This window comes from Stieleria bergensis (genome assembly GCA_007745635.1).
GTDB classification, from domain to species: domain Bacteria; phylum Planctomycetota; class Planctomycetia; order Pirellulales; family Pirellulaceae; genus Stieleria; species Stieleria bergensis.
Window position 1 is genome coordinate 354463 of the sequence record CP036272.1, and the last position, 23758, is coordinate 378220.

Genomic DNA, 23758 nt, shown 5'->3' on the forward strand with positions numbered 1-23758 from the left:
GTTTCATTGGAGTCAGATCATGTTATTAATGTTACAAGAATCCGCGTCGAGCGACGATCAAGCGACCGCCACCAGCGAAGAGGCTGCGGCTTTGTCTCAGGAGGGAGCGGAGTCTGTCGCGCAGCAAGCGCCAGAAGTCGTCCAGGAGGCCTCGGCGGAGACAGTTGCCATGGTTGAAGTGGTTGCCCCGGAAGTCGTTGATTATTCGCTCAACGGTGCTGGCATTGCTTTGATGGGGATTTCAATCACGACGGTCATATGCTTGCTGAGCTTTTGTCTGTATCGTGTTTTGATGACTCCAGCGTCTGAACTGGATTGATTGATGGCGTCGATTTGCGTGATCAATGTCGTGGGCATGACCCCACAATTGCTGAAGCATGCGCCCGTGATGCGAGCTCTCGCTTGTGATCCCGCGGCGGAGACGCTTGAAAGTGGGACGGAGCACTACAGGCCTTGGAATAGCCCGCTGCCCGCGGTGACCGCCACCAGTCAAGCGACCATGCTGACGGGGCTGCCGCCAAAAGAGCACGGTATCGTTGGTAATGGCTGGTACTATCGCGACACCCAGGAGATTCGTTTCTGGCAGCAAGCGCGTTCGTTGATTCAAGCACCGGCCTTTTATGACGATTACGAAACCGCCAAGATGTTTTGGTGGTTCAATCAGTCTTCGACCGCTCGCTACAGCTGCACGCCTAAGCCGCACTACGGTTGCGATGGCAGCAAAGTCTTTGATGTGTTGGATCATACCGGTTGTGCCTTGACCGACCGGCTTGGCCCGTTCCCCTTTTTCTCGTTTTGGGGGCCAGGTGCTGGGCTGCCATGCAGTCAGTGGATCGCGGATGCCTCTGCAGTTGTGTTGCGCGAGAAACGTCCTCAAGTCACATTGGTCTATTTGCCGCATCTGGATTACGACTACCAACGTCACGATCACCAGGATCCACAGCGTGTTGCCGAAGTGGATGCTTGTGTTGGCCGGATTGTTGACGCAGCCGAAGACACTGGCACCAAGTGCGTGATTGTTTCTGAATATGGGCTGGTTCCAGTACATCGGCCGGTGCACTTGAACCGCGTCTTGCGCGAACACCAATGGCTCTCTGTTCGGCGCGGCCCCTTCGGTGAGACCTTGATGCCAGGCGAGTCCAAAGCGTTCGCGGTCGCCGACCATCAACTGGCTCACGTCTACGTTCGTGACGACGCTTTGATTGCAGACGTCAGGCAGGCGCTGGAGCAAACGCCCGGTGTGGCATCCGTGTTTGAACCGGCTGAATTGGAACTGGACCATCCTCGCAGCGGAGACTTGATCGCGCTGGCCGAGTCCGATGCCTGGTTTACGTATTACTACTGGCTCAGCGATGAATTGGCTCCCGACTTTGCTCGCACGGTGGACATTCATCGCAAGCCAGGCTACGACCCCTGTGAGTTGTTCATGACCAGCAAGCTGCGAGCGGCGATGCGGTTGGCGCAGAAAAAACTGGGCATGCGTTACAAGATGGACGTGATTCCTCTGGATGCCACGCTGGTTCGCGGCAGCCACGGTTTGCATCCAGCGGCTACCGAGGGACCGCTGGTGATTGGGCCTTCCGATGGGCCCGAAGTGCCTTGGGAGATGACTGGTTTTGCGGATTATGCCCGGCAGTTGCTGGACTCTTGAATCAGCGGTCCTCAGAACCGTCCAATTGTTGAGATTTTGGTGGAATGCGGTTAGGCTAGGTTGTTCCCGCCTGTCCATGCATCGCGTTTTGCGACTGCGACTCCATCCCGCCGATTCTCATGTTCTTTCCCGTTCGTTTATCGCTTGTGGCTCTTTGCGCACTGCTGATGATGGTGTGTGCGGGACAATCGACGCTGTGCGCGGCTGATCCTGACACGACGTTTTTTGAAACCAAGATCCGTCCGGCACTGATCGAACACTGTTTGGAGTGTCACGCCACCGAGACCGAGGCAAGCGGTGGTTTGCTCCTGGATTCTCGCCAAGGTTGGGCAACGGGCGGCGATCTGGGGCCGGCAATCAAACCTGGTGATGTGGACGCGAGCTTGCTGATCCGCGCCATTCGCTATGACGATCCCGATGTGGAAATGCCGCCAGAAGGCAAGTTGCCCGCCGCCGTCATTGCTGACTTTGAAACTTGGATCAAACAAGGCGCGGTGGATCCCAGGAAACAACCCGCCAGCGGTGATCCAGAACAGGCGACCGAGTCGGTGGTCGAAAAAGCGGCCAAGCACTGGTCTTACCAACCGCCCGTGATTGATGACGCGCTCGCCAGCCGAGCGGATTTGATCGACCATTTGATTGATCGCCAAATCAAATCCCAGCAACTCACCAAGGCTTCCCCAGCTCGTCCCGCCGTGTTGATCAGACGACTTGCGTTTGACTTGCAAGGTTTACCGCCGGATCCAGCCGAGGTAAAAGCATTTGCTGACCAGGCTTCGCCCGAGGCCTATGAGGCACTTGTGGATCGCTTGCTTGAATCGCCCCAGTTTGGTGAGCACTTTGCAAGGCACTGGATGGATGTGGCCCGTTATGCAGATTCGATCACGCTACGCGGTTTTGTGCTCAATGACGCGTGGCGTTATCGAGACTATTTGGTTTCAGCGTACAACCAAGATCGGCCGTTTGATCAGATGATTCGTGATCAGATCGCCGGTGATCTGCTGGCAACGGGTGATCTAGAAGAAGACCGACTGCGTGCGGTTGCCACCGGTTTTTTGGCGCTGGGGAATTCCAATCTTGAAGACCAAGACAAAACAAAGCTGGAATTCGATCACTTGGACGAACAGCTCGAGACCATCGGTCGGGCATTTATGGGACAGACCATTGGATGTGCTCGCTGTCATGATCATAAGTTTGATCCCATCACCGCCGAAGATTACTACTCGATGGCAGGCATCTTTCGGTCCACCGTGCCGCTGGCCCACGCGAATTTATCCAAGTGGATCTCAGCACCGCTGCCGATCTCGCCTGAACAACAGCAGCGCTACGATCGGCTCAAGAAAGAGCTGCAGGTGGTGGCGGCGCAGATTAAGTCGTTCAAAGCGCAGCAAACAGGCAAGCCTGCAAAGGGCAGTTTGATCGCCCTGGACAGCTTGCCAGGAATTGTGATTGACGATGAACAGGCCACGTACGTCGGTGATTGGACGCATTCCACGTCGGCGAAGCCGTACGTTGGGAAGGGGTATCATCACGATGCCAACACCAGCCAGGGCAGTAAGTCAGCCACCTTTGAGCCAAAAACGATCAAAACGGGACGCTATGAAGTTCGGATGGCCTACACCCATGGAACGAATCGCGCCACGCAAACCATTGTCCAAGTCTTTAGTGCCAATGAATCCAAGATGGTGCGCGTCAATCAGAGGCTTGCCGGACCGATTGATGGCTCCTGGATTTCTTTAGGCGAGTATCCGTTCGAGGCTGGCGGGCAAGCCTTTGTGATGGTCTCCAACGAAGATGCCGATGGTCACGTGATTGTTGACGCGATTCAGTTCTTGCCCGTTGGACAGCCCGATCAAAAGATTGCCAAAGCGGATCCCCAGAAGGAACGTGAGTCAGAAGAGCAACGTGAGGTGCAAAAAAAGCTTGCGAAGCAGATCAGTGAACTGCAGGCGAAAGAAAAACAGCTCAAAGCTGAGGTTGCCAACCGTCCCACTTATCTCTCGATTAGTGAAGGTGAACCTAAGCAAGAAGTCGCCATTCGTGTGCGGGGCAATCCGCATCAGTTTGGTGTCAAAGTCCGGCGGGGCTTTATCGCGGCCGTTGGGCAAGCGGATCACTTTGCTAAACAGATTCCTCAGGATCGCAGCGGGCGTGTGGAATTCGCCCATTGGATCGCCGATCCCCAAAACCCGTTGACCGCTCGCGTTTATGTCAATCGAGTTTGGTCCTGGTTGATGGGCGAAGGTTTAGTGACGACTGAGAATCAGTTCGGAACCACCGGAGCGCCGCCCACTCATCCTGAATTGCTCGATCATTTAGCTCAGCAGTTCATCGACCAAGGCTGGTCGACCAAGCAGCTGGTCAAGCAGATCGTGACCAGTGATGCCTATCGGCGTTCGTCTCGGCGCGATCAATCGTCCCAGCAAAGAGATCCTGAGAATCGCTATTACAGTGCCGCAAACGTTCGGCGACTGCCAGTCGAATCATTACGCGACGCAATGATGATGGCCAGCGGGAGGCTGCAGATGACGATGGGCGGTTCGCTGATCCCCAAAGGTTTGTCGGCGGATTATAACTTCAATCATCAAGGGTATCGACGCAGTTTGTACCAACCGGTGTTTCGCAATTCGTTGCCACCACTGTTTCAAGCGTTTGATTTCGCAGACCCCAGCGTTTCAGTTGGCGATCGCAATCAAAGCACCGTGGCCACGCAAGCACTGGAGATCATGAATCATCCGTGGGTCATCGATTGCGCGGCCGTCACGGCGAAGCGAGTGTTAGACGAAAAACAGTGGCGTCAATCAGCTGAGTTAGTCGATCGATTGTATTGGCTTTGCTTGGCTCGTCAGCCATCAAAGCAAGAGCTGGAATCCTGCGTGCAGTTTTTGACGGCAGAGGAAGCGTCCAAATCGCCGGATTCACAGCGTGTGCAAGATCTGGTGCAGGCCTTGTTTGTATCGATCGATTTTCGGTATTTGGAATAGCATGGTTCTAGCGGCTTGTGGCTAGGTTGGTTGCCGGTTGGTTTCCAGCGGCTTGTGAGTAATTGTAAAACGGGTGAGTTCATATGACGTTGAATCGACGAATGATGTTGGCTGGCGGAGCCTGCGGATTTGGCTCCTTGGCCACCCAGGCCATGGCTGCCGAAACGCTCTCCAGCAACGCCTTGCCGGGTTTGCTGGCCAAGCCCCATCACGCACCCAAAGCCAAACGCGTGATCTTCTTGTTCATGCAAGGCGGCGTCAGTCAAGTTGATTCCTTCGACTACAAATCGGAGCTCCAGCGCCGCGACGGCGAGCGGATGCCGTTTGATGATGCGCGTGAGTTCGCGAAAACTGGCAAACGAGGCAGTGAGCAGCGGCTGATGAAGTCGCCTTGGAAGTTCAATCAATATGGCCAAACCGGGAAGCACGTTTCCGATCTGTTTCCCAAAACGGCTCAGCATGTTGACGATTTGTGTTTCTTGCACGGCATGCATACCGACGGCGTTGCTCATGGACCGGCGACGCTGTTCCTGCACTGTGGGTCAACCAACTTCATTCGGCCTTCGATGGGGTCTTGGGTTTACTATGCATTGGGCACCGAGAATCGGGATCTGCCCGGTTTCGTCTCCATTGCTCCTTCCATCGGTAATGGTGGTCCTCGAAACTATGGCAGCTCTTTCTTGCCCACTCGGTTTCAGGGAACGCCCATTGGTCAGGCAGGCAGTGAGACCTTGGGGATCAACCACTTAGAACCCAAGAACTTTGGCGATGATCGTCGGCAGCAGCAATTGTCGCTGATTGATTCGCTCAACCATTCTCAGATGCAGCGTCGACAGCAGGCCAGTGAAGAGTTTCAAGCCATGAACGATTCGTTCAAGTTAGCTTGGCGGATGCAGCAAGTCGCACCTGATGTCTTGAACCTCAAAAGTGAAACACAGGCCACGCGTGATTTGTACGGTTTGGATAATCCCAACACGCGATCTTATGGCGAACGATGTTTGCTAGCGCGTCGTCTGGTTGAATCTGGCGTTCGGTTTGTACAAGTTAATTACGGGGACAATAGTGCCAACCCCGCCTGGGATCAGCATTCGAACTTGCCCAAACATGAGACTCATGCCAGAGCCGTTGATCAACCGATCGCGGGCTTGTTGGCGGATCTGAAGCAGCGTGGGCTGTTAGAAGACACGATCGTCTGGTGGGGTGGAGAGTTTGGGCGAACGCCTTACAGCCAAAACAACGGGACCGGTCGAGATCATAACCCCGGTGGCTTCACGGTATGGGTGGCCGGCGGTGGATTTCAACCAGGAACCTCATACGGTCAGACCGATGAGTTTGGTGCCAAAAGTATCCAGGGCAAAGTCCACATGCACGACTTGCATGCCACGGTGATGCATCAGTTAGGCATTAACCATGAAGCATTAACGTACCGATACGCAGGACGCGATTTTCGTCTTACCGACGTCTACGGACGTGTGGTCCATGAAGTGATTTAACGAAAAAAGCGGCGCACGCGCCGCTTGGTGTTGACGATCCCAGTCGATCGATTGATCAGTCAGGATCGTCGATTCGTTGTTGAACCACTCGGTCGACAAGTGGCTTGACGTCACCTGTCTAGGGCGAAGAGGTCGTCGACTGGATCTTTTCCATCACTTGATCGATGCTAAAGCTGCCTGCTTTTTGACGTGGTGGGAATTCGCGGAAAGTCTCCAGGAATTTGCCCACGTATTGTTGAGCTGGAACCAGGAAGAAGACTCGGTCGATCATCCAGTCATAGTACGTGTTGGATGTGAAGTAAGCTCGTTCAAAGGGGTCGCGACGCAGGTTGAAGATCAACGGAATACGAAGTGGTGTCCACGGTTCAATCCAAACACGCAAGGTTCCCTTGGCTTTTTGCTCAAGGAAGATTGCTTTCCAATCCCCGTAGCGGAGTGCGGTCAGATCGCCCTCGTCACTGAAGTAAAAGATTTCCTTGCGAGGGCTCTTGTCGGTTTCTCCGGTCAGCATCGGCAGAATATTGTATCCATCAAGATGAACTTTGTACTGACGGCCGATCGCTTGAGCGTCACCCTCAAGTAGTTTTTCTTTGATGTTTGGTTCACCGGCTGCTGCCAAGAACGTCGGCAACCAATCCATGTGGTGCACGATTTCATTGCTCACTGAGCTGGCTTCGATTTTGCCAGGCCAGCGCACCATTGCTGGCACTCGCCAACCTCCTTCCCAGTTGGTGTTCTTTTCGCCTTGAAATGGTGTCAGACCAGCGTCAGGCCATGTGTTCATGTGGACACCGTTATCGGTGGAATAGATCACGATGGTGTTTTCGGCGATTCCCAGTTTGTCCAACTTGTCCAGCAGTTGGCCAACGTGGCGATCGTGTTCCACCATGCCGTCGCCATAGGTGTTTTGGCCTGAGATGCCTTGAAGTTCTGGCTTGACGTGGGTGCGGAAGTGCATGCGAGTGCCATTCCACCAGCAGAAAAAAGGCTTTTTGGCGGCATGTGCTCGATCGATGAAATCCATCGATGCAGCGACGGTTTCGTCGTCGATGGTTTCCATCCGTTTGCGGGTCAACGGTCCGGTGTCTTGAATGACACCATCAGCCGCTGATTTGATGACGCCACGAGGACCGAAGCGTTTGCGGAACTCTGGGTCTTTCGGATAGTCGGGATTCTCAGGCTCTTCTTCAGCGTTCAGGTGATACAGGTTGCCCAGGAATTCGTCGAATCCATGATTGGTCGGCAGGTGTTCATCTTTGTCGCCCAGGTGGTTCTTGCCGTGTTGGCCAGTCATGTAACCGCGGGCTTTTAGCAGGCCAGCGATGGTTGGGTCTTCGATCCGCATGCCCAGTTCGGCGCCGGGCAGGCCGACTTTGGAAAGCCCGGTACGTTAAACGCTTTGCCCGGTGATGAACGAGGATCGACCCGCTGTGCAGGATTGCTCGCCATAATAATCGGTAAACAGCATGCCTTCTTTGGCGATCCGATCAATATTGGGTGTATGGTAGCCAACCAAGCCGCGAGAATAGGCGCTGATGTTGGTCATGCCGATGTCATCGCCCCAGATGACCAAGATATTCGGTTGGTCCTGGGCCGATCCGGTTGAGGCACTCATCGCCAAAATCGCGAGAGCCATGATCGCCTTGACGATCTGCTGAGAGATGTTCATTGTGTGATGTCGATCGCTAAATAGGTGTCTTTAAGCAGAATTACACCTTGATTGACGATAGCTCACCATTAGCACCGTGTCGGCTGTTTTTGAGTAACGGGTAGGGAAACGAAAGAGCATGAGAACCCACGAATTAATCGGAAAAATTGCCAAATCCCTCCAGCAAGCGGTGATCGGACAAGAAGCCGTGGTTGAGCGATTGCTGGTTGCTTTGTTGGCTAATGGGCACGTGTTGATGGAAGGTTTTCCAGGCACCGCCAAGACTCGATCGATCAAGACCCTTTCCCGATTGATTGAAAGCGACTTTAAACGTGTTCAGTTCACACCGGACCTGTTGCCATCTGACGTCACGGGGTCAGAGATCTATCAGGAAAAACTCGGCACGTTTGAATTTCAGCAAGGGCCTCTCTTTGGCAACCTTGTCTTGGCAGATGAAATCAACCGAGCGCCCGCTAAAGTGCAAGCGGCACTGCTTGAAGCGATGGAGGAACGCCAGGTCACCGTCGCAGGTAAAACGTATCCGTTGCCACCGTTGTTCTTAGTATTGGCGACACAAAATCCCATCGATCAAGAGGGGACTTACCCGCTGCCTGAAGCGCAAATGGATCGCTTCATGGTGTATGTCAAAGTTCCCTATCCTGCGGCTGAAAACGAATTATCCATTTTGCGATTGGTGCGTGCGGAAAATACTGGGCATGCCGCCGAGCCACCGGCTCCGATCACTCAAGACGTGTTGTTTGCTGCGCGCAAGGAGGTCGACGCGGTGCAGGTTGCTGAGCCGGTGGAGCAATACATCGTGGACCTTGTCACTGCGACCCGCGAGCCGGCTCGCTATGGCAAGCCACTCGAAGACTGGATCGAGAACGGCGCCAGCCCGCGAGCAACCATTGCACTCGATGCCGCGTCACGGGCTCGCGCGTGGTTGCAAGGACGCCAGTTCGTCACTCCCGAAGACGTTCAGGCGATGGCTCACTGTTGCCTTGCCCATCGCCTTCACTTGGCGTATTCCGCGGAGGCCGAAGGCAAGAGCCGCGAAGACATTGTCGATGCGTTATTAGAGGCTGTTGCCACCGTTTAAATTGGGCATTTTCTTAGCGGCGAACAGGCTGGGACGGATTCAGCGGTGGGAGTGGTAGATCGTTGTTGGCTTGTCTTGCTGGGGCCCGCTGCGCTGCGATGATGGCATGCTGCAGAGCGTTGCCGTCCCATCCCTTCTGTTCAGCGTGTGGATCATAGAGAGATTTGGCAAGCTCTTGTTCGGGACTCGATAAACCGGCCAGTTGTTCGTCGGACAAGTGAACAAGCAGCTTCCAACGCTGCAGCAGTTGGTAGGCCGACATGGCATCATTTTGGTCACATGCCGCGATTAGATTGCGAGACGTCTTTGTTGGTTCACACTGCAGGTGTTCTTGCCAGCGTTTCCAAGTCATGTAGCCACCGAATGCAAGTCCTGACAGGACAAGGGTTCCAATCAGAATCGACCACGGCGATACCTCTCCAGTGGATGGGTCAAGGTTGCTCGCGCTGGCCGCCAAGTCGTCGGTCGCGATCGAGCCTGCGACCGTGATCGTTTTGCCTGGCAAGATCTGCTGGACCAGTTGCTCTGATTGAGTATTCCACCAGCGGACGGTGACGTCGGGAATTTGATAGGTTCCCGCGCGTTCAAATTGGTATTTGATGGTGTCGGTGCGTGTGGCAGTGGCTTCGCCGCGTTCCGTTTGATCGGTCACGACGGGGCGATCGGTGTAGGTTCGAATGCCGTCGATCGCGGTCGTTGGAATCGTCGGCAGGATCATCGCTGTTGTGTCCGAGGCAAGCTGCTGGACGTTGCGTGTGATCACGTCACCGGCGGTCAAGTCGTCAATGCGATCGGGAGACCAGTCTTGTTTTGCGCGTAGATTCTTGGTGGCAACCACCAGTCCAAGCGACTCTGTCCCCGGTGGGCGTTTTGAAGCAAACTGCAGTGCCGGCGTCTCATTCTGATGTGGTTCGGCCTTGGAGGTGAAGTCTTGCCGGGCTGAGTATCGGACGCGAAAAGGCGGGATTTCGATCGATCCCGTCCGCTGCGAGAAGACATGGAACTCATGCAGTTGAGTCAGCTGTGTTTCCCCGTCAACCTGTTCGCTACCGACGATCGGTCGGCCAATCTTTTGGATGATCACGCGATCAAGTTGTGGCAAATCAAAGGCTGCTGTGCCACTAAAGGGGCCGGGAGAGAGTAGTTTGATATTCAAGCGGATCGGCTGACCCGTCCAGGCGGACTCTTGGGCAAGTTCGGCCTGCAACTGTTGAGCCATGGCAGTTGGCTGCAGGCATGCCGAGCACAGCATGGAGAACGCTAGAAAAAGCAATCGCGCGACACTCATGGCTTGGCGGGTCTCGGCGCTGGGGAATTGTCCAATTGGTAGGCGAATTTGGCACGGAGGAAGTCCGCCGGTTCGGTCTGGATTTTGCGAAGCCACAGAGACTGCATGGCGGAGTCGTTGATCGGTTCGTTGTCGATCTTTGTCTCCTGGCCTTCGGGACTTTGATTTTTGTCGAAGCGGATTTCGTCGGCGCCTAGTTTTTGGTCACCCATGTCACCGCCTTTGCGTTCAACTTGCTTGGCTCGCAATTGTGCAAGTTTTCGATTGTCCTCTGCCGCTGGGAAATTTGGTCTTAATTCTAGAGCTCGATCGTATCGCTCAACAGCTTCGTCATAGCGTCCCAAGAAGACCAAGCAATTGCCACGGTTGTATTCTGAATCGGCAGAGGCGTCTTGGGCGAAGGTCTTCTCTGCTTCCTCGAATTCACCGGATCGATAGAGCGACGTTGCTTTCCAGCGAGGGTCTTCAAACGTCTTTGCGGCCTCATCGAAGCGACCTTCATCGAACAGTCGCTGCCCTTGCTGATCGGCAGTCAGCCACAGGGAGGCCCAGCTAAAGGCGAGTAGACTAAACGCGATGGCTCTCATGATGCGGTCTCCAGTTTTGCAAAGGTCCGCTTGCGGAACGAAACCAACAGGGCCGCGGCAATCAGTGGCACAAGCCAATAGCCCGATTCCGACCAGCGGGGTTTGCTGTCCGGTGCTTCGACTGGGACCGCCGGGCGATTGGTGCGGCGTACCAGCGTTTCAATGTCGGAGTTGTCAGCGCTCATGACGGTCATCGACGATGCTGGTCGGGCCGCTTGTTCAATCGCGTTCAGTTCGGGTGTTTCCGCACGCGCGATCGCCAGGACTTCGATGGGCACCGAGGATTGATCGCGAAAGGATTGGATGACTTGTCGGTCGCTGGCTTGGAGCTGATCGCAAACAAGACAGATTGATCCTTGGAATTTTCCAAAGCGATTCACCGCTAATTCAAGGGCTGCGCTTAAGTCGCTGCCCGGCCGGGGCATGATGTCCGAGCTGATTTGATCAATCATCTGGGCAACCAATTCGGTGTCTCGGGTTGGTGGCAACACTAAGTGTGGGGAACCCGCATAAGCGATCAAGCCCATCGGCTTGCCTTGGCGTGCGCGTGCGAAATCCACGACCTTCAGCCGTGCTCGTTCCAGGCGGCTGGGTTGAATGTCGGTCTGATTCATCGACTCGGTCGCGCGAAAGACAATCATCACGGGCTCAGGTGTGTCACCAAGTGGTGAGGGCTGAAGATGCCAAGTGGGGCCAGCAACAGAGAGAATGGTCGCGATCCAAACGGCCAAAATCAGCCAAGTCCTGTCGGATCCGCCTTGCGATGAGCGAACCGTCATCGCCGGTAATAATCGAGGATCAATCAGAGCGCTCCAGCCCGCCAGTTCTCGCCTGCGTCGTTGTTGCTGGTACCAGATCCAAACGACGATCGGAATCAATAGCAGCCACCAGGGGCGAATGAAGTGAAAATCGCTCATGCATTCACCTCAGGCTGATCGGCTGAAGTGGCAGCGTGGACGGGTTCAAGTTTGAAAGTCCGTGAGTTGACACGTAGCCGCACCGATTGCGCAGCAGACTGATTGAGCACCGGCTGGCCGCGGAGGCCAATCGCCGCACGGCCGATGGTCAGTAACAGTGCGGTGGCGAGCGGCCAAAAGTAAAGATCGGTGCGCGGTCGGTAGCCAATCTTGGTCAGCTCCTGAGTCTCAATCTGGTCGATGGCCGAATAGGCTGAAACCAGCTCGCTGCGATTCACGGCTAAAAAGGTTTGCCCGCCAGTGGTTTGCGACACTTGCTGCAAACTCATCATGTCAAGCGCTTCTTCGCCCACTGTCTCTGGATCACCCATCGCAATGGTATGGATGGTGATTTGTTGATTGGCTGCGACTCTGGCTGCTTGAGTTGCTGGAACGGAGCTGGCGTTGTCGTTGCCGTCGGTCAAAGCAATGATTGTTTTCTCTGGAGCTTCACTTTGTTCAAACAGCGTGATTCCCAATCCAATCGCGTCACCCAGGGCCGTGCGAGGGCCCGCCATGCCAACATCTGTTTCATCGACCAGTTGATCAATCAGTTCCAGATCGTCCGTAAAGGGAAGCTGGACGAACGGCGAGTTCCCAAAGACGACCAGGCCAACGCGGTCACTTTGGCGGTTCTTGAGAAAGTCTTTGATGACTTGCTTCAAAGCCGATAAACGCGTCGTTGCGTTCCCATCGGCTCCCTGGAAATCGTCTTGATTCATTGATCCTGAAAGATCGACCAGCAGCAGCAGGTCCCGGGTCGGCTCGATGCGTTCAATCGGAGCGCCCACCCATTGAGGACGCGCTAGTGCGCCGATCACCAAGGTCCAGACAAACGCCTTGCCGAGTGTGGTAAGCCAAGCTTTGCCTGTCGGAGGATGGTTGCTGGTGTCAGCGTTTGGCAAGCGTGACAGAAAGGGGACGCGGACGCTGGAGCGTTTGAGAACCATCGCCGGAGCCAGTCGGTGCACCATCCATGGTGCTGGCAACAAGAGCCATAGCAGTGGATAGGCGAAGTTCAACATGAATCCGCCTGCTGTGGTGAGGTCGTGTCCCGATGTGTTTCGATCCAGGCGCCGGCAAACCGTAGCAACGCCTCTTGAGGCGGTTGAGGCGGTTGGGGCGATCGGTAAATCGCCAGGCTTAAATCGTCAGCGACCTGCTGTTCAAGCTCCAGATCGGTTGAGCGTCTTAACCATTGGATCCAGTCATGTCCCGTTAAACTTGCAACCTCGGCACGTCCAAATCCAGCCAACGCAGTCCGCTTCATGATCTCAGCGACTTCGGCAGTGCTGGTTGCCGAACGGAGTTCAGCTAATGCGGCGCGGCGGTATGCCGTTCGTTTCCATCGTCGGTGCCATCGCAAAGCGGTGATCAACGCTACGGACAATCCAACGGCAATCAGAAACCACCAGCCGGGTGCAAGCGGCCAATGAGAAATCGCCACCGGTTGGTGAATGTCGTGCAAGTTGTTTAAATCACTGGGGGCCATTATCGTCCAGCCCCCAGTGCTTCGCGTAACTGATCAATCACTGCATGCTGAGTCCCGATCGGTAGAATCGGAATGCGAATCGATCGAAGTCGCTGCTGGAGTGTTTCGCAGCGATCAATGAATGCTTGTTGGAACTGTTGTGATAGACGCTCGTCAACGGGAATGCTCACTTGTTGTTCGCCATCGGTCGCGTCCAGAGGAAGTCGATTGTTGATCGAAATGCCCAGTGGGTCATAGACGAGCGCCGCCAGCACATCATTCTTCGCGGCTAATTGAGAGACCAATTGCGTGGTTTGATTGTCGTCTCCGTTGTAATCCGTGATCAGGACGATCAAGTAATCATGCGAGGTTAGGTTGACGGCGCGCGTTAATGCTTCGTTTAGCATGCCGGGACGGCTGAAGGTTTGTGTTGAAAGGCCATGGTTGATACGGACAAGCTGGTGGCAGAGTCGCATCACATTGGTTCGGCTGCGCTGTGGCTTGAGTTCGACAATCTCTTGATCACCGAAGATCAACGCTCCCACGCGATCTCCCGTGCGGAGTGTTCGCCAAGCGGCTAGGGCTGCCAGTTCTGCGGCGGCCGTGGCTTTGGTGGTTCGGATGCTGCCAAAGAACATGTTGACGCGTTGGTCAACCAGCAGCAAAACGGGGCGATCACGCTCTTCGTTGTACACGCGTGTGCAAGCTCGCCGCAGTCGGGCTGTTGCGCGCCAATCGATCGAGCGAATGTCATCGCCGGGACGGTAATCCCTTAGCTCTTCGAAGATCATGCCGCGACCGCGCAGCCGCGAAGCATGCTGTCCACTCAATAAGCTGTGGATCGGTTGCTTGGTGGTCAGCGAAAAGTGCCTGGCATCGAACTGCAGTTGGATCAAACGCTGAAGGCTCACATGTGCGTCCGATGGAGCGGATGCCGCGTGCGATGCGTTTGCCGAATCGTTTTTGTCTGTCAGCCTGCTCATCGAATTCATGCACGCATGGAGGCAGAGTTGGGTGGATCGCAATCAGCCTTGCGACTGTTCTTTATAGAATAGTCTGTTCGTTGGGCGACCGTGGCTGGGGAAATACAGCCAAAATGATGCGGCAGCTGATACCGCCAGGCGGGCGTTTGAACAGGGATCCAGTGCGTCACCGAGCAGAGAGAGCTCGGTCAGCATCACAGCAGAGGCGGTTGGCAGGCTTCGTCGCGTCGATGTTCGCCTGAATTTTGCCTGCCTGTTGCCTGTTAAGCCGCCTTGGGTGTGACGGACCATTCGCTACCACAGATCGTGCGGTAGAAGTCGTTGCTTTGCAGCACCGTTTCATGATGCCCGCTGGCTTCGACTTGGCCATGAGACATCACAACGATTTGATCCGCCAGGTCGAGGCAGCTGGGACGGTGTGTGATCATGATGCAGGTGCGGCCAACCAAGAAGGTTTTGAGCGCCTGATGAATCAGCTGTTCACTTTCGCTGTCAACCTGACTGGTCGCTTCATCCAAGATCAGGATATCGGGATCACGCAGGAAGGCACGTGCCAGGGCGATCCGCTGCATCTGGCCGCCACTCAGACGAACGCCAGAGCTGCCGAGTCGTGTGTCGTAGCCATCGCGAGTTTTCTCGCTGATGAAATCATCGGCAAAGGCTAGCTTGGCCGCTGCGATCACTTGTTCGCGCGTCGCTCCAGGGCAGCCATAGCGAATGTTGTTTTCGATCGTGTCATCAAACAAGATCGATCGTTGCGTGACCAATGCGATGCGTTTGCGCAAATCACGCGGACGCATCTGATCAAGCGGCACATCATCCAGGCAAACCGCTCCGGACTGTGGATCATCAAATCGGCACAGCAGGTTCAGTAAGGTGCTCTTGCCACAGCCGTTGGGACCAACGATTGCCACATTGGTGCCGTGCTGGATGCTCAGATCGATTCCCTGCAGGACCTTGGGGCCAGAGGGATACTGGTAGTGAACGTCTTTGAAGACGATTTCGCGGTGCGGGCGAGCCGTTGTCCGAGGATGCTCGGGCTCGGTGACGCGAATCGGTGCATCAATCACTTCCATGACGCGAGTCGACGCAGCGATGCCCGATTGCAGGGAACTCCAGACATCGGCTAGCTTGCGAGCTGGATCGGCAGCACCGATCAAAAAGCCAAAGAACAGGAAGATCTGCCCTTGGCCAAGCGGTTCGCTGGTGATCTGGATGCCAAACAAATGTGTCTGTTGATTCAGCACCAAGTAGCCGCCGGCCAAGATACCCAACGAAACCGTCGTGATGCCCAGCATCTCAGTCGTGGCTCGGGCCATGGTGTTGTAAAAGGTCATCTTCACCGACTGCACGAAGTAACGCATCGTGCCGCGATGAAGACGCGCTCGTTCTGATGCGTGGGTGTTGGAAACTTTGACCATGCGAATGCCGGCAAAGGAGTCATTGAGCACACCATACAGTTTGCTCATTTCTTCCATCGCACGACGACTTGCGCGACGAATCGAGCGGCTGAGGTATTGCATGATGACTGCCAAGACGGGCAGGACCACCATGATCAGCAGTAACAATCGCGGGCAGATAATGGCCGCACCAACAAAGCAGGCAATCATCTTTAAAGGTTCACGCACCATTCGGCCAAGCAGCGTTGTGATTCCACCGGTGATCAAGCTGACGTCGTTGGTTAAACGCGCCGTCAAATCTGCAGAGCCGTTTTCGCCGAAACTTTCCATGTCCAGGTGTAACGCCTTGCGAAAAAACTGTTCGCGCAAGGTGACTGCCGAGCGTCCGGCAACGAAGTGCACCAACATCAAGTTAGCGGCCAGCGCCAGCAGTTTTAGCCCCGTCCCAACGACCAGAAATCCTAACACTAATAACAGTGTCCCAAACGGGGTTCCTGGTGTGTACTGTTGAACGTAGGGCAGGGCAGCTTGATACCACTGTTGTTGTGATTGCAGTGTTTCCTGCCGCTGCTCCAATCGCCACAGCTGGTCGTTGACCTCTGAGGTTTCGATCTCGATCAGCGCGCTGCTTTGCGCTTGATTTTCAGCCAGTTCGGTTTGCAAACTGGTGAGTTGATTTTCGACGTAATCGGTCAGGTTATCGCCTTGGAAGATCACGTCGACCATTGGCAGGACGGCACTGATGTTCGTGCTCCATAGAACCGCGATCATCAGGGAGGTGGCGAACAGCCCTGCGATTGCCCAGCGGTGCCGAAAGGTGATTTTGAGAATTTGAACAAAAGGTGTGTTCACTGAGTCGTCCTTGATTCAGCTTTTAGCCCGTCGATAAGAATGATTTGATGGAGCTCTTGTCGAGCTGGATTCGAGTTTGGCCCTGGAAAACCTGGGTTTTAACGGAATCCATCCATGCCCTGTGTCGGCGTCCTGGAGACGCCGGACTTCTGTTGTAGCGTTTCGAACCAGACAGGGCCAGTCCGTTCTGGCATCATTCAGTGAAACCAGAGAGACTGGAGAAAGGTGGTCACTTGGTGGTCGCTGGCAAAACAGACGGTCTATTCAAAGATGCCGGCACCGAATCCGCCATCGTCAGCGCTTGAGTCGCTGCTGCTCTCGGTTGATTCGCTTTCCTGGGCGGGCCGTTCCGCGTCGGCTTGCTTGTCACTGGCCTTTGCGGCAGTGGATTTAACGCCCGAGGAGTTGGCGGCAGAGGAGTTGGATTGCGACCGTGATCGGATGCTATCCATCTTGGGCGGTGGTGGGCCTTGGTGGGCGGAGTCGATGACGGCGTCCTCGGTCCCGTCTCCGGCATCAGCAAAGTCGTCATCGTAACGCGACCGATAGCCGGGTTGTTTGGCTTGATCGAGTTCGTGATCAAACTCGCGAATCACCGCGCTTTGAATCCGCTCCCGGCACTCACTGTTGATCGGGTGCGCCACATCAGCGTACAGCTTTTGTGGTGAATCCAGTGCACCGTCTTCGTCGAAGTGCAGTCGGTTACCGCAATGATTGCAGTAGGAAGCCTTGAGGTGATTTTTGTGGTGGCAACGTCCACAGTGCCCGGTCAGTTTGCGACTGGGCATGGCAACAAAGGGGCCGTTGGAGCCGTCAATGATTTTCAGGTCGCGTACAACGAAGCAGCCATCGATGGTAATCGAGCAAAAGGCGCGAAGCCGATCCTCAGAGGATTCCATTAGCTTGATTCGAATCTCGGTGATTTCCACAATCCCACTCCCCTGTGTTCTTGACTGCGATTCTAGTTCAACTCCGTTCCGTCCTAATTGGTGCAGCAGTCGGTGTGATGCGCGCTAGGCGAAGCAAAACACCAGGTGTTAGGTCGGACTGCAGTGCGTTCAAAATGCGTGAAGCGTTTTCAAAGTTGCTAGCTACACCAAAACATGCCGACCCACTACCGGTTAGTTGACACGTTTCCAAGCCCGATTTCCACAGTGATTTCAGTAAATCCTTCACTTGTGGGGTAATTTCCTCAGCCACCTCGCTCAATCGATTCATCATAGACGATTCCCACTGCTCTCGGTTGTTGGACTGTAAGGCTTGCCGAAACTTTGCCGAAGAGACGGGGTCCTTTGGAATTCGCAGCGCCGAATACACCTTGGCGGTGGAAAGTGGAATCGGTGGATAAGCAATCAACAGGTAGGTTTCGCTGGGATCAAAGTCACTTGAGATCGCCAGCGGCGCCACCTTCTCTCCTCGCCCCGTTGCCCAGCCCATGCAGGCTTGTTGCCCGTTTTCGCAGCTCATCGGCAGAAAGAAGGGCACGTCGCTGCCGATGCTGGCCGCGATCTGATGAAGTTCCTGATGATGATGGGTTACTTGGTGAAGCTGGGCAGCGCAGGAGATCGCATGCGCCGCGTCACTGCTCGCGCCGCCCATCCCGGCGCCCGCCGGAATGCGTTTGCCCAATCGAGCTTGAAAGCCGCTGGCGATGCCAAAATGCTGGCGAAACGCTTGCAATGCTTTGACAACCAAATTCCGTTCGTCGGTGGGAATGAACAAAGCGTCCTCTGGATCGGCAAGCGACGGGGACTCTGTGGTTGGCAGACCAAGTTCGCGGGCAATCTCGTTGCGACTGGGAAGCCAATTCGCTTGCAGTGACACCGTGGGATCGTCGGTGCGTTGGACCTGGAGTTCATCACAGAGATCAATCGCCGCCATCACGGTGTCGATCTCGTGATAGCCGTCATCCCGTTTGGCTGGGATTTCCAGAAACAGGTTTAGCTTTGCGGGTGGCCGCGTATGAACCACGAAGTTCTCGCTCATGTGCGTTTTCGTTACAAGTTCTGTTGATCGCTGAAGGTTCTATCGCGGTGCTTGTTGCGACCACAGTTCGGTGAGGACAAGCAAATGTTCTGTGGCCGTGATCATTTGGTCCAAGCAAGCGAATTCACGCACGCTATGAATATTGTGTTGGCCACTGGAAAGGTTTGGCGTGGGCAGGCCTTTTTCTGTCAAAACGCTACCGTCGGTGCCCCCGCGAACGATCTCTGTCGTCCATGGTTTGCCCAGTTGATCAAAGGCTGCCTTTGCCAGTTCGATGGATTCGGGAAGTTTGGCCAGTCCTTCGCCCAGGTTGCGATACTGTTTTGTGATTTCCACATCGACTTTCAGTCCCGGCCATTTGGCTTCGACTTCGGTGGCGATCTGTCGAAGTTGATCGGCGTAGGCGGCTAGGTCTTCGGCATCGAACGAACGTAAGATCAAGTCCACGGTCGCCTGGCCAACGCCGCCGCGAATGGAGTTTGCATGAAGAAAGCCTTGGCGACCGTCGGTGGTCTCGGGAGTTTGTTCGCTGCGTGGCAGGGCGGCCAGGAAATCGCCAGCCCCACGCACGGCGTTGATCATGCGATCCTTGGCGATGGCAGGGTGGATGTTGTCGCCATGAAAGGTGACAGTGGCCCCGTCAGCAGAAAAGGTTTCCACATCAATGACACCCGCGCCACCGCCATCAACGGTATAGGCGACATCTGCGCCGACTTGATCCAAGTCAATTTTGTCGGTCCCATGACCAATTTCTTCATCGCACGTGAAGATGATCTTGATGGGCCCGTGCGGTAGCGATGGGTTTTCAAGCAGCGTTTGAGCCAGTTCCATGATGATGGCGACTCCTGCTTTGTCGTCGCCGCCAAGTAGCGTCGTCCCGTCAGTGGTGATCAGCGTTGTGCCGACAAGATCATTCAACGTTGGATAGCTCTCCACTGTGATCACTTCGCCGCTGGCCAGGGGGATGTCTCCTCCGCCATAGCTGTCAATGACTTGCGGTTGAACGTTCTCGCTGGGCGCATCAGGTGACGTGTCAACATGAGACAACAAGGCGACAGTAGGGGCCTGTGCACGGTCTGCTGCTGAGGCTGGCAGGGTCGCATAGGCCAAAGCGTGTTCATCGACGGAGACATCTGTGGCGCCCATCGCTTGTAGTTCCTCTGCCAACAGTTCCGTCAGTTGCCGCTGTTTAGCACTGCTGGGATAAGTGCTGCTTCGCGGGTCGGCGGCGGTATCGAGTCGAGCATAACGTAGAAAACGTTCCAAAAGACGTTGGCGATTGATTTCGATCATGGTGATTGTTTGTTAAGCTTGCGACGTTGTTGATGGGTTCAGAGGCCGAGTGATTTTGGCCCATGCCGTAGGCTGACCCGCTGCGGTTGCCCTGCAAACAACTTAGCAATTCTGTGCTGTTTGTGCAGGGTGGATCGGATCACTGTCCGGCTGCGGTCGTTGCGTCAATGGTGTCCCGTTGCTGCCGTCACCGTGCCGGCAACACATTCACACACACATAGCTGCAGTGATCCGCGGGCGAGCCGCTGCACGACAAGACAATCAAACAACCGCGAACTTCAAGTGCAATTTGATCGATGAGTGATAAGATTACCCACCTCGTGTTTGACTGCGAAAGCATCGCCGATGGTGATTTGATTTCTGCGGTTCGGTATCCCGGTGAATCCTTGAACGCCGCCGAAGCGGTAGAGAGGCACCAAGCGGAACTGCTGGAAGAGAAGGGGGTGACATTCATTCCCGCAACGTTTCAGATTCCGATTGCTGTTGTGATTGCTAAGGTGACGGCCGATTATCGCTTGGCCGATATTGTTTCCTTGGATGAGCCTAAATTCCGCAGTCACGTCATCACCACGCACTTTTGGAAAGGCTGGGACCTTTATCATCGACCTCAGTGGGTCACCTTTAATGGGCGATCCTTTGATCTTCCCCTGATGGAGCTGGCCGCGTTTCGCTATGGCATCCCGATCCCAGCTTGGTTCAAAAATGACGGCTACCGATCACCACGCAACCGGTTTAGCATCGATTCGCATTTAGACTTGCAAGAGTTACTGACCAATCACAGCGCTGTTCGGTTCAACGGCGGCCTGAACCTGGCCAGCAAAATGCTGGGGAAACCCGGCAAGATGTCGATCACCGGTGATCAAGTGCAACAGCAATGGAACGATGGCGATTTGATCGGCATCAGTGATTACTGTCGCTGTGATGTGCTGGACACCTATTTTGTGTTCCTACGCAGTATGGTGGTCACTGGAAAACTAAGCTTGGAAGATGAGCTGGCGATCACAGAAGAGACGCGGCAATGGATCGAAGCCAGAGCCGAACAGTGTCAAGCGTATCGAACTTACTTGGATCACTGGAAAGGCTGGACCGACCCGTGGGAAAGCGAGTCAGTCGAAAGCGAGAGTGAACCCAATCAGAGTGAACCCAATCAGAGTGAGCCTAATCAGAGTGAGCCTAATCAGGGTGAGCCTAATCAGGGTGAGCCTAATCAGGGTGAGCCCAGTCAGAGTGAGTAACGCGCCGCTTCTAGTCGCGGACGCGTTGCGTTGGTAACTGAGCGGCTCTCTGCAAGCTTCGCCACCAGGACAAGGCTCACGCCGCTGGGGTGACTGCGTCGGTGACTACTTCTTCTTTTTCGTTAGTTTGCCTTGCAGGTAATCGAGTCGGCGTTGCACTTCACTCTTGGGGCTGACTTTGAACAGGAAGTGAAACTTCGTGGTGTCGATTTCAAAGTCGTGGAAGTCATGCAGGTAAACGATTGAATTGAGGATCAACAGCGCTTCGGCATGATTCTTGTTTTCCTCATCCGATGGAGATCGTTCAATCGATCGTCGCATGTAGCCGCTCATCGGTACATCTCGATAAGTCGGTAATTCTGGAGCGTTGACGACCAGGAATTCTGCGGCGCGGGCCACGACCAACGGCTCTCGGTCCAGCAGCAGCGGTTGGATTTTGGGGATCAGCGGAGTGGCATCTTTGCCAAGCGTGCTGCAGGCGACCAGTGCCCAATAGCGCGCCCAGGGGTCCTGCTGAGTTTCCGGATTCAGTTCCACGGCCAGTTTAGCCAGTGCTTCTTCCTTGGGCAGCAACGCCATATTGACGGTGTCAATGTAGTGCGAGATGGCAGCGATATTGGCCTGCCCCACGGTAGTTGGCTTTTGCAGGGCCTCGTCGAGTAAAACGGCTTCCGTCAAGAAGCTCAGGTCTGGCATTGACTTCAGGCGGTCATTCAACCGTTCTCGCATCATTCGCAATTGGCGAGCGTTGGCGGGGTCGCTGGCCAGGTTGTTGATTTCATAGGGATCGCTGGAAAGATCGTACAGTCCTTCGGCTGCCTTGGGCAGAAAGAATTGTTTGGCAGGCCCGGTGAGTTTGCCTTCCTTCCAAAGCCGACGCCATTCTTGATAGGTTGGCGCGATGTAGCGATAGTTGTTTTGCAACGCGTCTGGATAGAACGGTTCAAAGTTGCGGATGTATTTCCAGTTGCCGACACGCAACGTGCGCACCAAGTCGTACTTTTCATCAAAGCGATCCGCGTAGCCGAAAGCTTGATTGCGTTTGTCGATCGAGGCGGGATCGACATCTGGCCCTAGGAAAGCGCGACCGTCAATCCCGTCGGGAATCTCGGCACCGGCGAGGTTCAGAACGGTTGGCCCAAAGTCAACAAACTGCACAAAGCCTTCGCAGGTCGTGTCAATGTCACGCCCTGGCAGGTTGCGGAAGTTTTCAGGGACGCGGATGACCAGCGGAACATGCAAGCCAGATTCGTAGGCATAGCCTTTGCTGCGAGGCATCACGCCACCGTGATCGCCAAAGTAAAAGACGAACGTGTTTTCTAGGACACCATCGGCTTTTAACTTTTCAAGGACTTCACCCACCAACTGATCATTGCGTTTCATGCGATCGTGATAGTACGCATGGGTGTGACGAAACAGCGGTGTGTCAGGAAAATAGGGTTGCAGCTTGATGGCCTGAGGATCGGTTTCAATGGCTGGCAATTGAGTCGTTGAAAAGTGCAGACGGCTTTCGTGTGAGTCCGTGTAGGTCTGCACATGAAAAAAGGGAGTCTCTGGAGTCGGGCGATTTCGCCAGTTGGCTTGCCGATTGGATTGGTCCCAGACGTCTTCGCTTTTCTTGGCGTTGTAATCTTCTTTGCTGTTGTTGGTCGTGTAGTAGCCCGCTTGACGCAGGTAAGCAGGAAACATCTTTAGCTTGCCAGGTAGAGTTGCCGTGTTCATCTTGCGGTGAAACTGAGTGGCAATTCGCGGTGCATAACAGCTGGTGATCAGCGTGGTGCGAGCAACAGAGCAAACCGGTGCGTTGGAAAACGCCTTGGCGAACACGATGCCTTCTTTGGCCATCGCTTCGATGTTCGGCGTGGCGGCTCCCTGTGGATTGAACAGCCGTAGGTAATCCGCCGAGTTGTCTTCCGACATGATCCAAACGATGTTCGGTCGCTTGGCGGTCTGGGCGCTGGTCAAACCAGCTTGACCGACGATCAAAAGAGCGGCGACACATTGAAACAACGCGATCAAGGCCTTCTTATGGCTGCAGAGCTTTGGTGAATCGATTCGCAAGAGTGATACCATGTTGTGGGTCAAGCGTTGAGGGAGTTGTCTGGGAGACTCTTGGGGAGCACAGGGAGGTTCGTGGGGTGGCCGATGTTTGCCGGCCGATGTTTGCCGGTCAGGCGATTGGTCCACAGGATAATTGCACGACAGGCTTCTGACCAATCACCAACAGCCGGCCAACAGGTTTTCCACATTCGCAGCGCTCGGTCCATGCGATGCCGTGCAAGTGACTAATTGTGCCCCCGCTGGTGGCCGCCTGTGGGGAGAAACTGTTGGGTTTCGGCAAAATGGTCGCTTTGCAGGGTCCCGTGGTGGCGTTCTGGTGGCAGATTGCGGCGTTTTGGAGACCGAATGTGGTGAATCGGCAAAAAACGGCTTGTCGAACTAGCTGAGTTCCAGACATAATCTGCGACCCAAAAAAGTGAATTTAGATCCACAGCTCAACCCTATCCGTTCTGAATTTCGATGTCAAAAAGCAAGAAAAAAGCGGAAACAGTCTTCCTCGTCTGTGAAGAAACTGGCGATTACAACTACACCCTGAAGCGTAAGCCAGGCGGTGAAAAGCTGAAATTGCGCAAGTATTCGCCTCGGTTGCGAAAGCACACCGTGCACATCGAAAAGAAGAAATAAATCGCCTGAGTTAAAGCGGTTTCCCACCGTTTCTCTTGAAAATCTCTCAGCGATCAGCGATCAGCGATCAGCGATCAGCGATCAGCGGCAGCAGGGCGAGGTCCACGCCTCGTCAACCTGCGCCGGCAGGAGCGGTATCGAACCGCC

General features: G+C 54.8%; 18 protein-coding genes and 1 pseudogene. 7 read left to right on the forward strand and 12 right to left on the reverse strand.

The genetic code is table 11. The features are described from left to right. Window positions 1-19: 19 nt before the first annotated feature. The 4 genes from SV7mr_RS01045 (at window position 20) to SV7mr_RS01060 (ending at window position 6128) form a co-directional block, all read left to right on the forward strand. On the forward strand, window positions 20-319 hold the full coding sequence (locus tag SV7mr_RS01045; RefSeq protein WP_145268404.1) for a hypothetical protein: 300 nt from the start codon (window positions 20-22) through the stop codon (window positions 317-319). A gap of 3 nt (window positions 320-322) precedes the next feature. Further along, window positions 323-1651 (forward strand): alkaline phosphatase family protein, encoded by a 1329-nt coding sequence (locus SV7mr_RS01050; protein WP_145268406.1) that lies wholly within the window; start codon window positions 323-325, stop codon window positions 1649-1651. Between the two features lie 119 nt (window positions 1652-1770). Beyond that, a complete protein-coding gene (locus tag SV7mr_RS01055) occupies window positions 1771-4635 on the forward strand; it encodes a DUF1553 domain-containing protein (protein WP_145268408.1) in 2865 nt (954 codons plus the stop codon). A gap of 83 nt (window positions 4636-4718) precedes the next feature. Continuing rightward, window positions 4719-6128: a DUF1501 domain-containing protein gene (locus SV7mr_RS01060; RefSeq protein ID WP_145268410.1), complete on the forward strand. Its 1410-nt coding sequence runs from the start codon at window positions 4719-4721 to the stop codon at window positions 6126-6128. A 118-nt stretch (window positions 6129-6246) separates the two neighbouring features. Here SV7mr_RS01060 and SV7mr_RS01065 read toward each other — a convergent pair. Continuing rightward, a pseudogene (locus SV7mr_RS01065) lies at window positions 6247-7743 on the reverse strand (arylsulfatase). A gap of 172 nt (window positions 7744-7915) precedes the next feature. On the opposite strand from SV7mr_RS01065, the gene SV7mr_RS01070 reads away from it, so the two are divergent. After that, window positions 7916-8875 carry an AAA family ATPase gene (locus tag SV7mr_RS01070; RefSeq protein WP_145268412.1) on the forward strand — a complete coding sequence of 320 codons (960 nt, stop codon included), beginning with the start codon at window positions 7916-7918 and terminating at the stop codon, window positions 8873-8875. A gap of 13 nt (window positions 8876-8888) precedes the next feature. On the opposite strand, the gene SV7mr_RS01075 is transcribed toward SV7mr_RS01070, so the two are convergent. The 10 genes from SV7mr_RS01075 to pepT form a co-directional block, all read right to left on the reverse strand. Beyond that, window positions 8889-10163: a BatD family protein gene (locus tag SV7mr_RS01075; RefSeq protein ID WP_145268414.1), complete on the reverse strand. Its 1275-nt coding sequence runs from the start codon at window positions 10161-10163 to the stop codon at window positions 8889-8891. After that, the gene (locus SV7mr_RS01080; RefSeq protein ID WP_145268416.1) at window positions 10160-10750 is read right to left on the reverse strand and encodes a tetratricopeptide repeat protein; all 591 of its coding nucleotides are present in this window, start codon (window positions 10748-10750) and stop codon (window positions 10160-10162) included. Before SV7mr_RS01080 ends, SV7mr_RS01075 begins: the two co-directional genes overlap by 4 nt. After that, entirely contained in the window at window positions 10747-11667 is a 921-nt protein-coding gene (locus SV7mr_RS01085) for a VWA domain-containing protein (RefSeq protein WP_145268418.1), read from the reverse strand. The genes SV7mr_RS01080 and SV7mr_RS01085 overlap by 4 nt, the downstream gene beginning before the upstream one ends. Beyond that, entirely contained in the window at window positions 11664-12731 is a 1068-nt protein-coding gene (locus tag SV7mr_RS01090) for a VWA domain-containing protein (protein ID WP_145268420.1), read from the reverse strand. Before SV7mr_RS01090 ends, SV7mr_RS01085 begins: the two co-directional genes overlap by 4 nt. Beyond that, on the reverse strand, window positions 12725-13198 hold the full coding sequence (locus SV7mr_RS01095) for a DUF4381 domain-containing protein (protein WP_145268422.1): 474 nt from the start codon (window positions 13196-13198) through the stop codon (window positions 12725-12727). Before SV7mr_RS01095 ends, SV7mr_RS01090 begins: the two co-directional genes overlap by 7 nt. Next, the gene (locus SV7mr_RS01100; protein ID WP_145268424.1) at window positions 13198-14160 is read right to left on the reverse strand and encodes a DUF58 domain-containing protein; all 963 of its coding nucleotides are present in this window, start codon (window positions 14158-14160) and stop codon (window positions 13198-13200) included. Before SV7mr_RS01100 ends, SV7mr_RS01095 begins: the two co-directional genes overlap by 1 nt. Before the next feature lie 263 nt (window positions 14161-14423). Then, window positions 14424-16412, reverse strand: coding sequence for an ABC transporter ATP-binding protein (locus SV7mr_RS01105; RefSeq protein WP_419187947.1), 1989 nt, complete (start codon window positions 16410-16412; stop codon window positions 14424-14426). 260 nt (window positions 16413-16672) lie between these two features. Next, a complete protein-coding gene (locus SV7mr_RS24990; protein ID WP_419187948.1) occupies window positions 16673-17341 on the reverse strand; it encodes a SpoVG family protein in 669 nt (222 codons plus the stop codon). A gap of 37 nt (window positions 17342-17378) precedes the next feature. Further along, window positions 17379-18398: a 4-(cytidine 5'-diphospho)-2-C-methyl-D-erythritol kinase gene (locus tag SV7mr_RS01115; protein ID WP_145268426.1), complete on the reverse strand. Its 1020-nt coding sequence runs from the start codon at window positions 18396-18398 to the stop codon at window positions 17379-17381. A 39-nt stretch (window positions 18399-18437) separates the two neighbouring features. Further along, complete coding sequence (gene pepT, locus SV7mr_RS01120) at window positions 18438-19691, reverse strand: peptidase T (RefSeq protein ID WP_145268428.1); 1254 nt, start codon at window positions 19689-19691, stop codon at window positions 18438-18440. Between the two features lie 296 nt (window positions 19692-19987). On the opposite strand from pepT, the gene SV7mr_RS01125 reads away from it, so the two are divergent. After that, on the forward strand, window positions 19988-20926 hold the full coding sequence (locus SV7mr_RS01125) for a 3'-5' exonuclease (RefSeq protein WP_145268430.1): 939 nt from the start codon (window positions 19988-19990) through the stop codon (window positions 20924-20926). Between the two features lie 105 nt (window positions 20927-21031). On the opposite strand, the gene SV7mr_RS01130 is transcribed toward SV7mr_RS01125, so the two are convergent. Beyond that, window positions 21032-22999, reverse strand: coding sequence for a sulfatase-like hydrolase/transferase (locus SV7mr_RS01130; RefSeq protein ID WP_145268432.1), 1968 nt, complete (start codon window positions 22997-22999; stop codon window positions 21032-21034). A gap of 447 nt (window positions 23000-23446) precedes the next feature. Here SV7mr_RS01130 and rpmG point away from each other — a divergent pair, with 447 nt between their 5' ends. Then, window positions 23447-23611, forward strand: coding sequence for a 50S ribosomal protein L33 (gene rpmG, locus SV7mr_RS01135; protein WP_145268434.1), 165 nt, complete (start codon window positions 23447-23449; stop codon window positions 23609-23611). Window positions 23612-23758 lie beyond the last annotated feature (147 nt).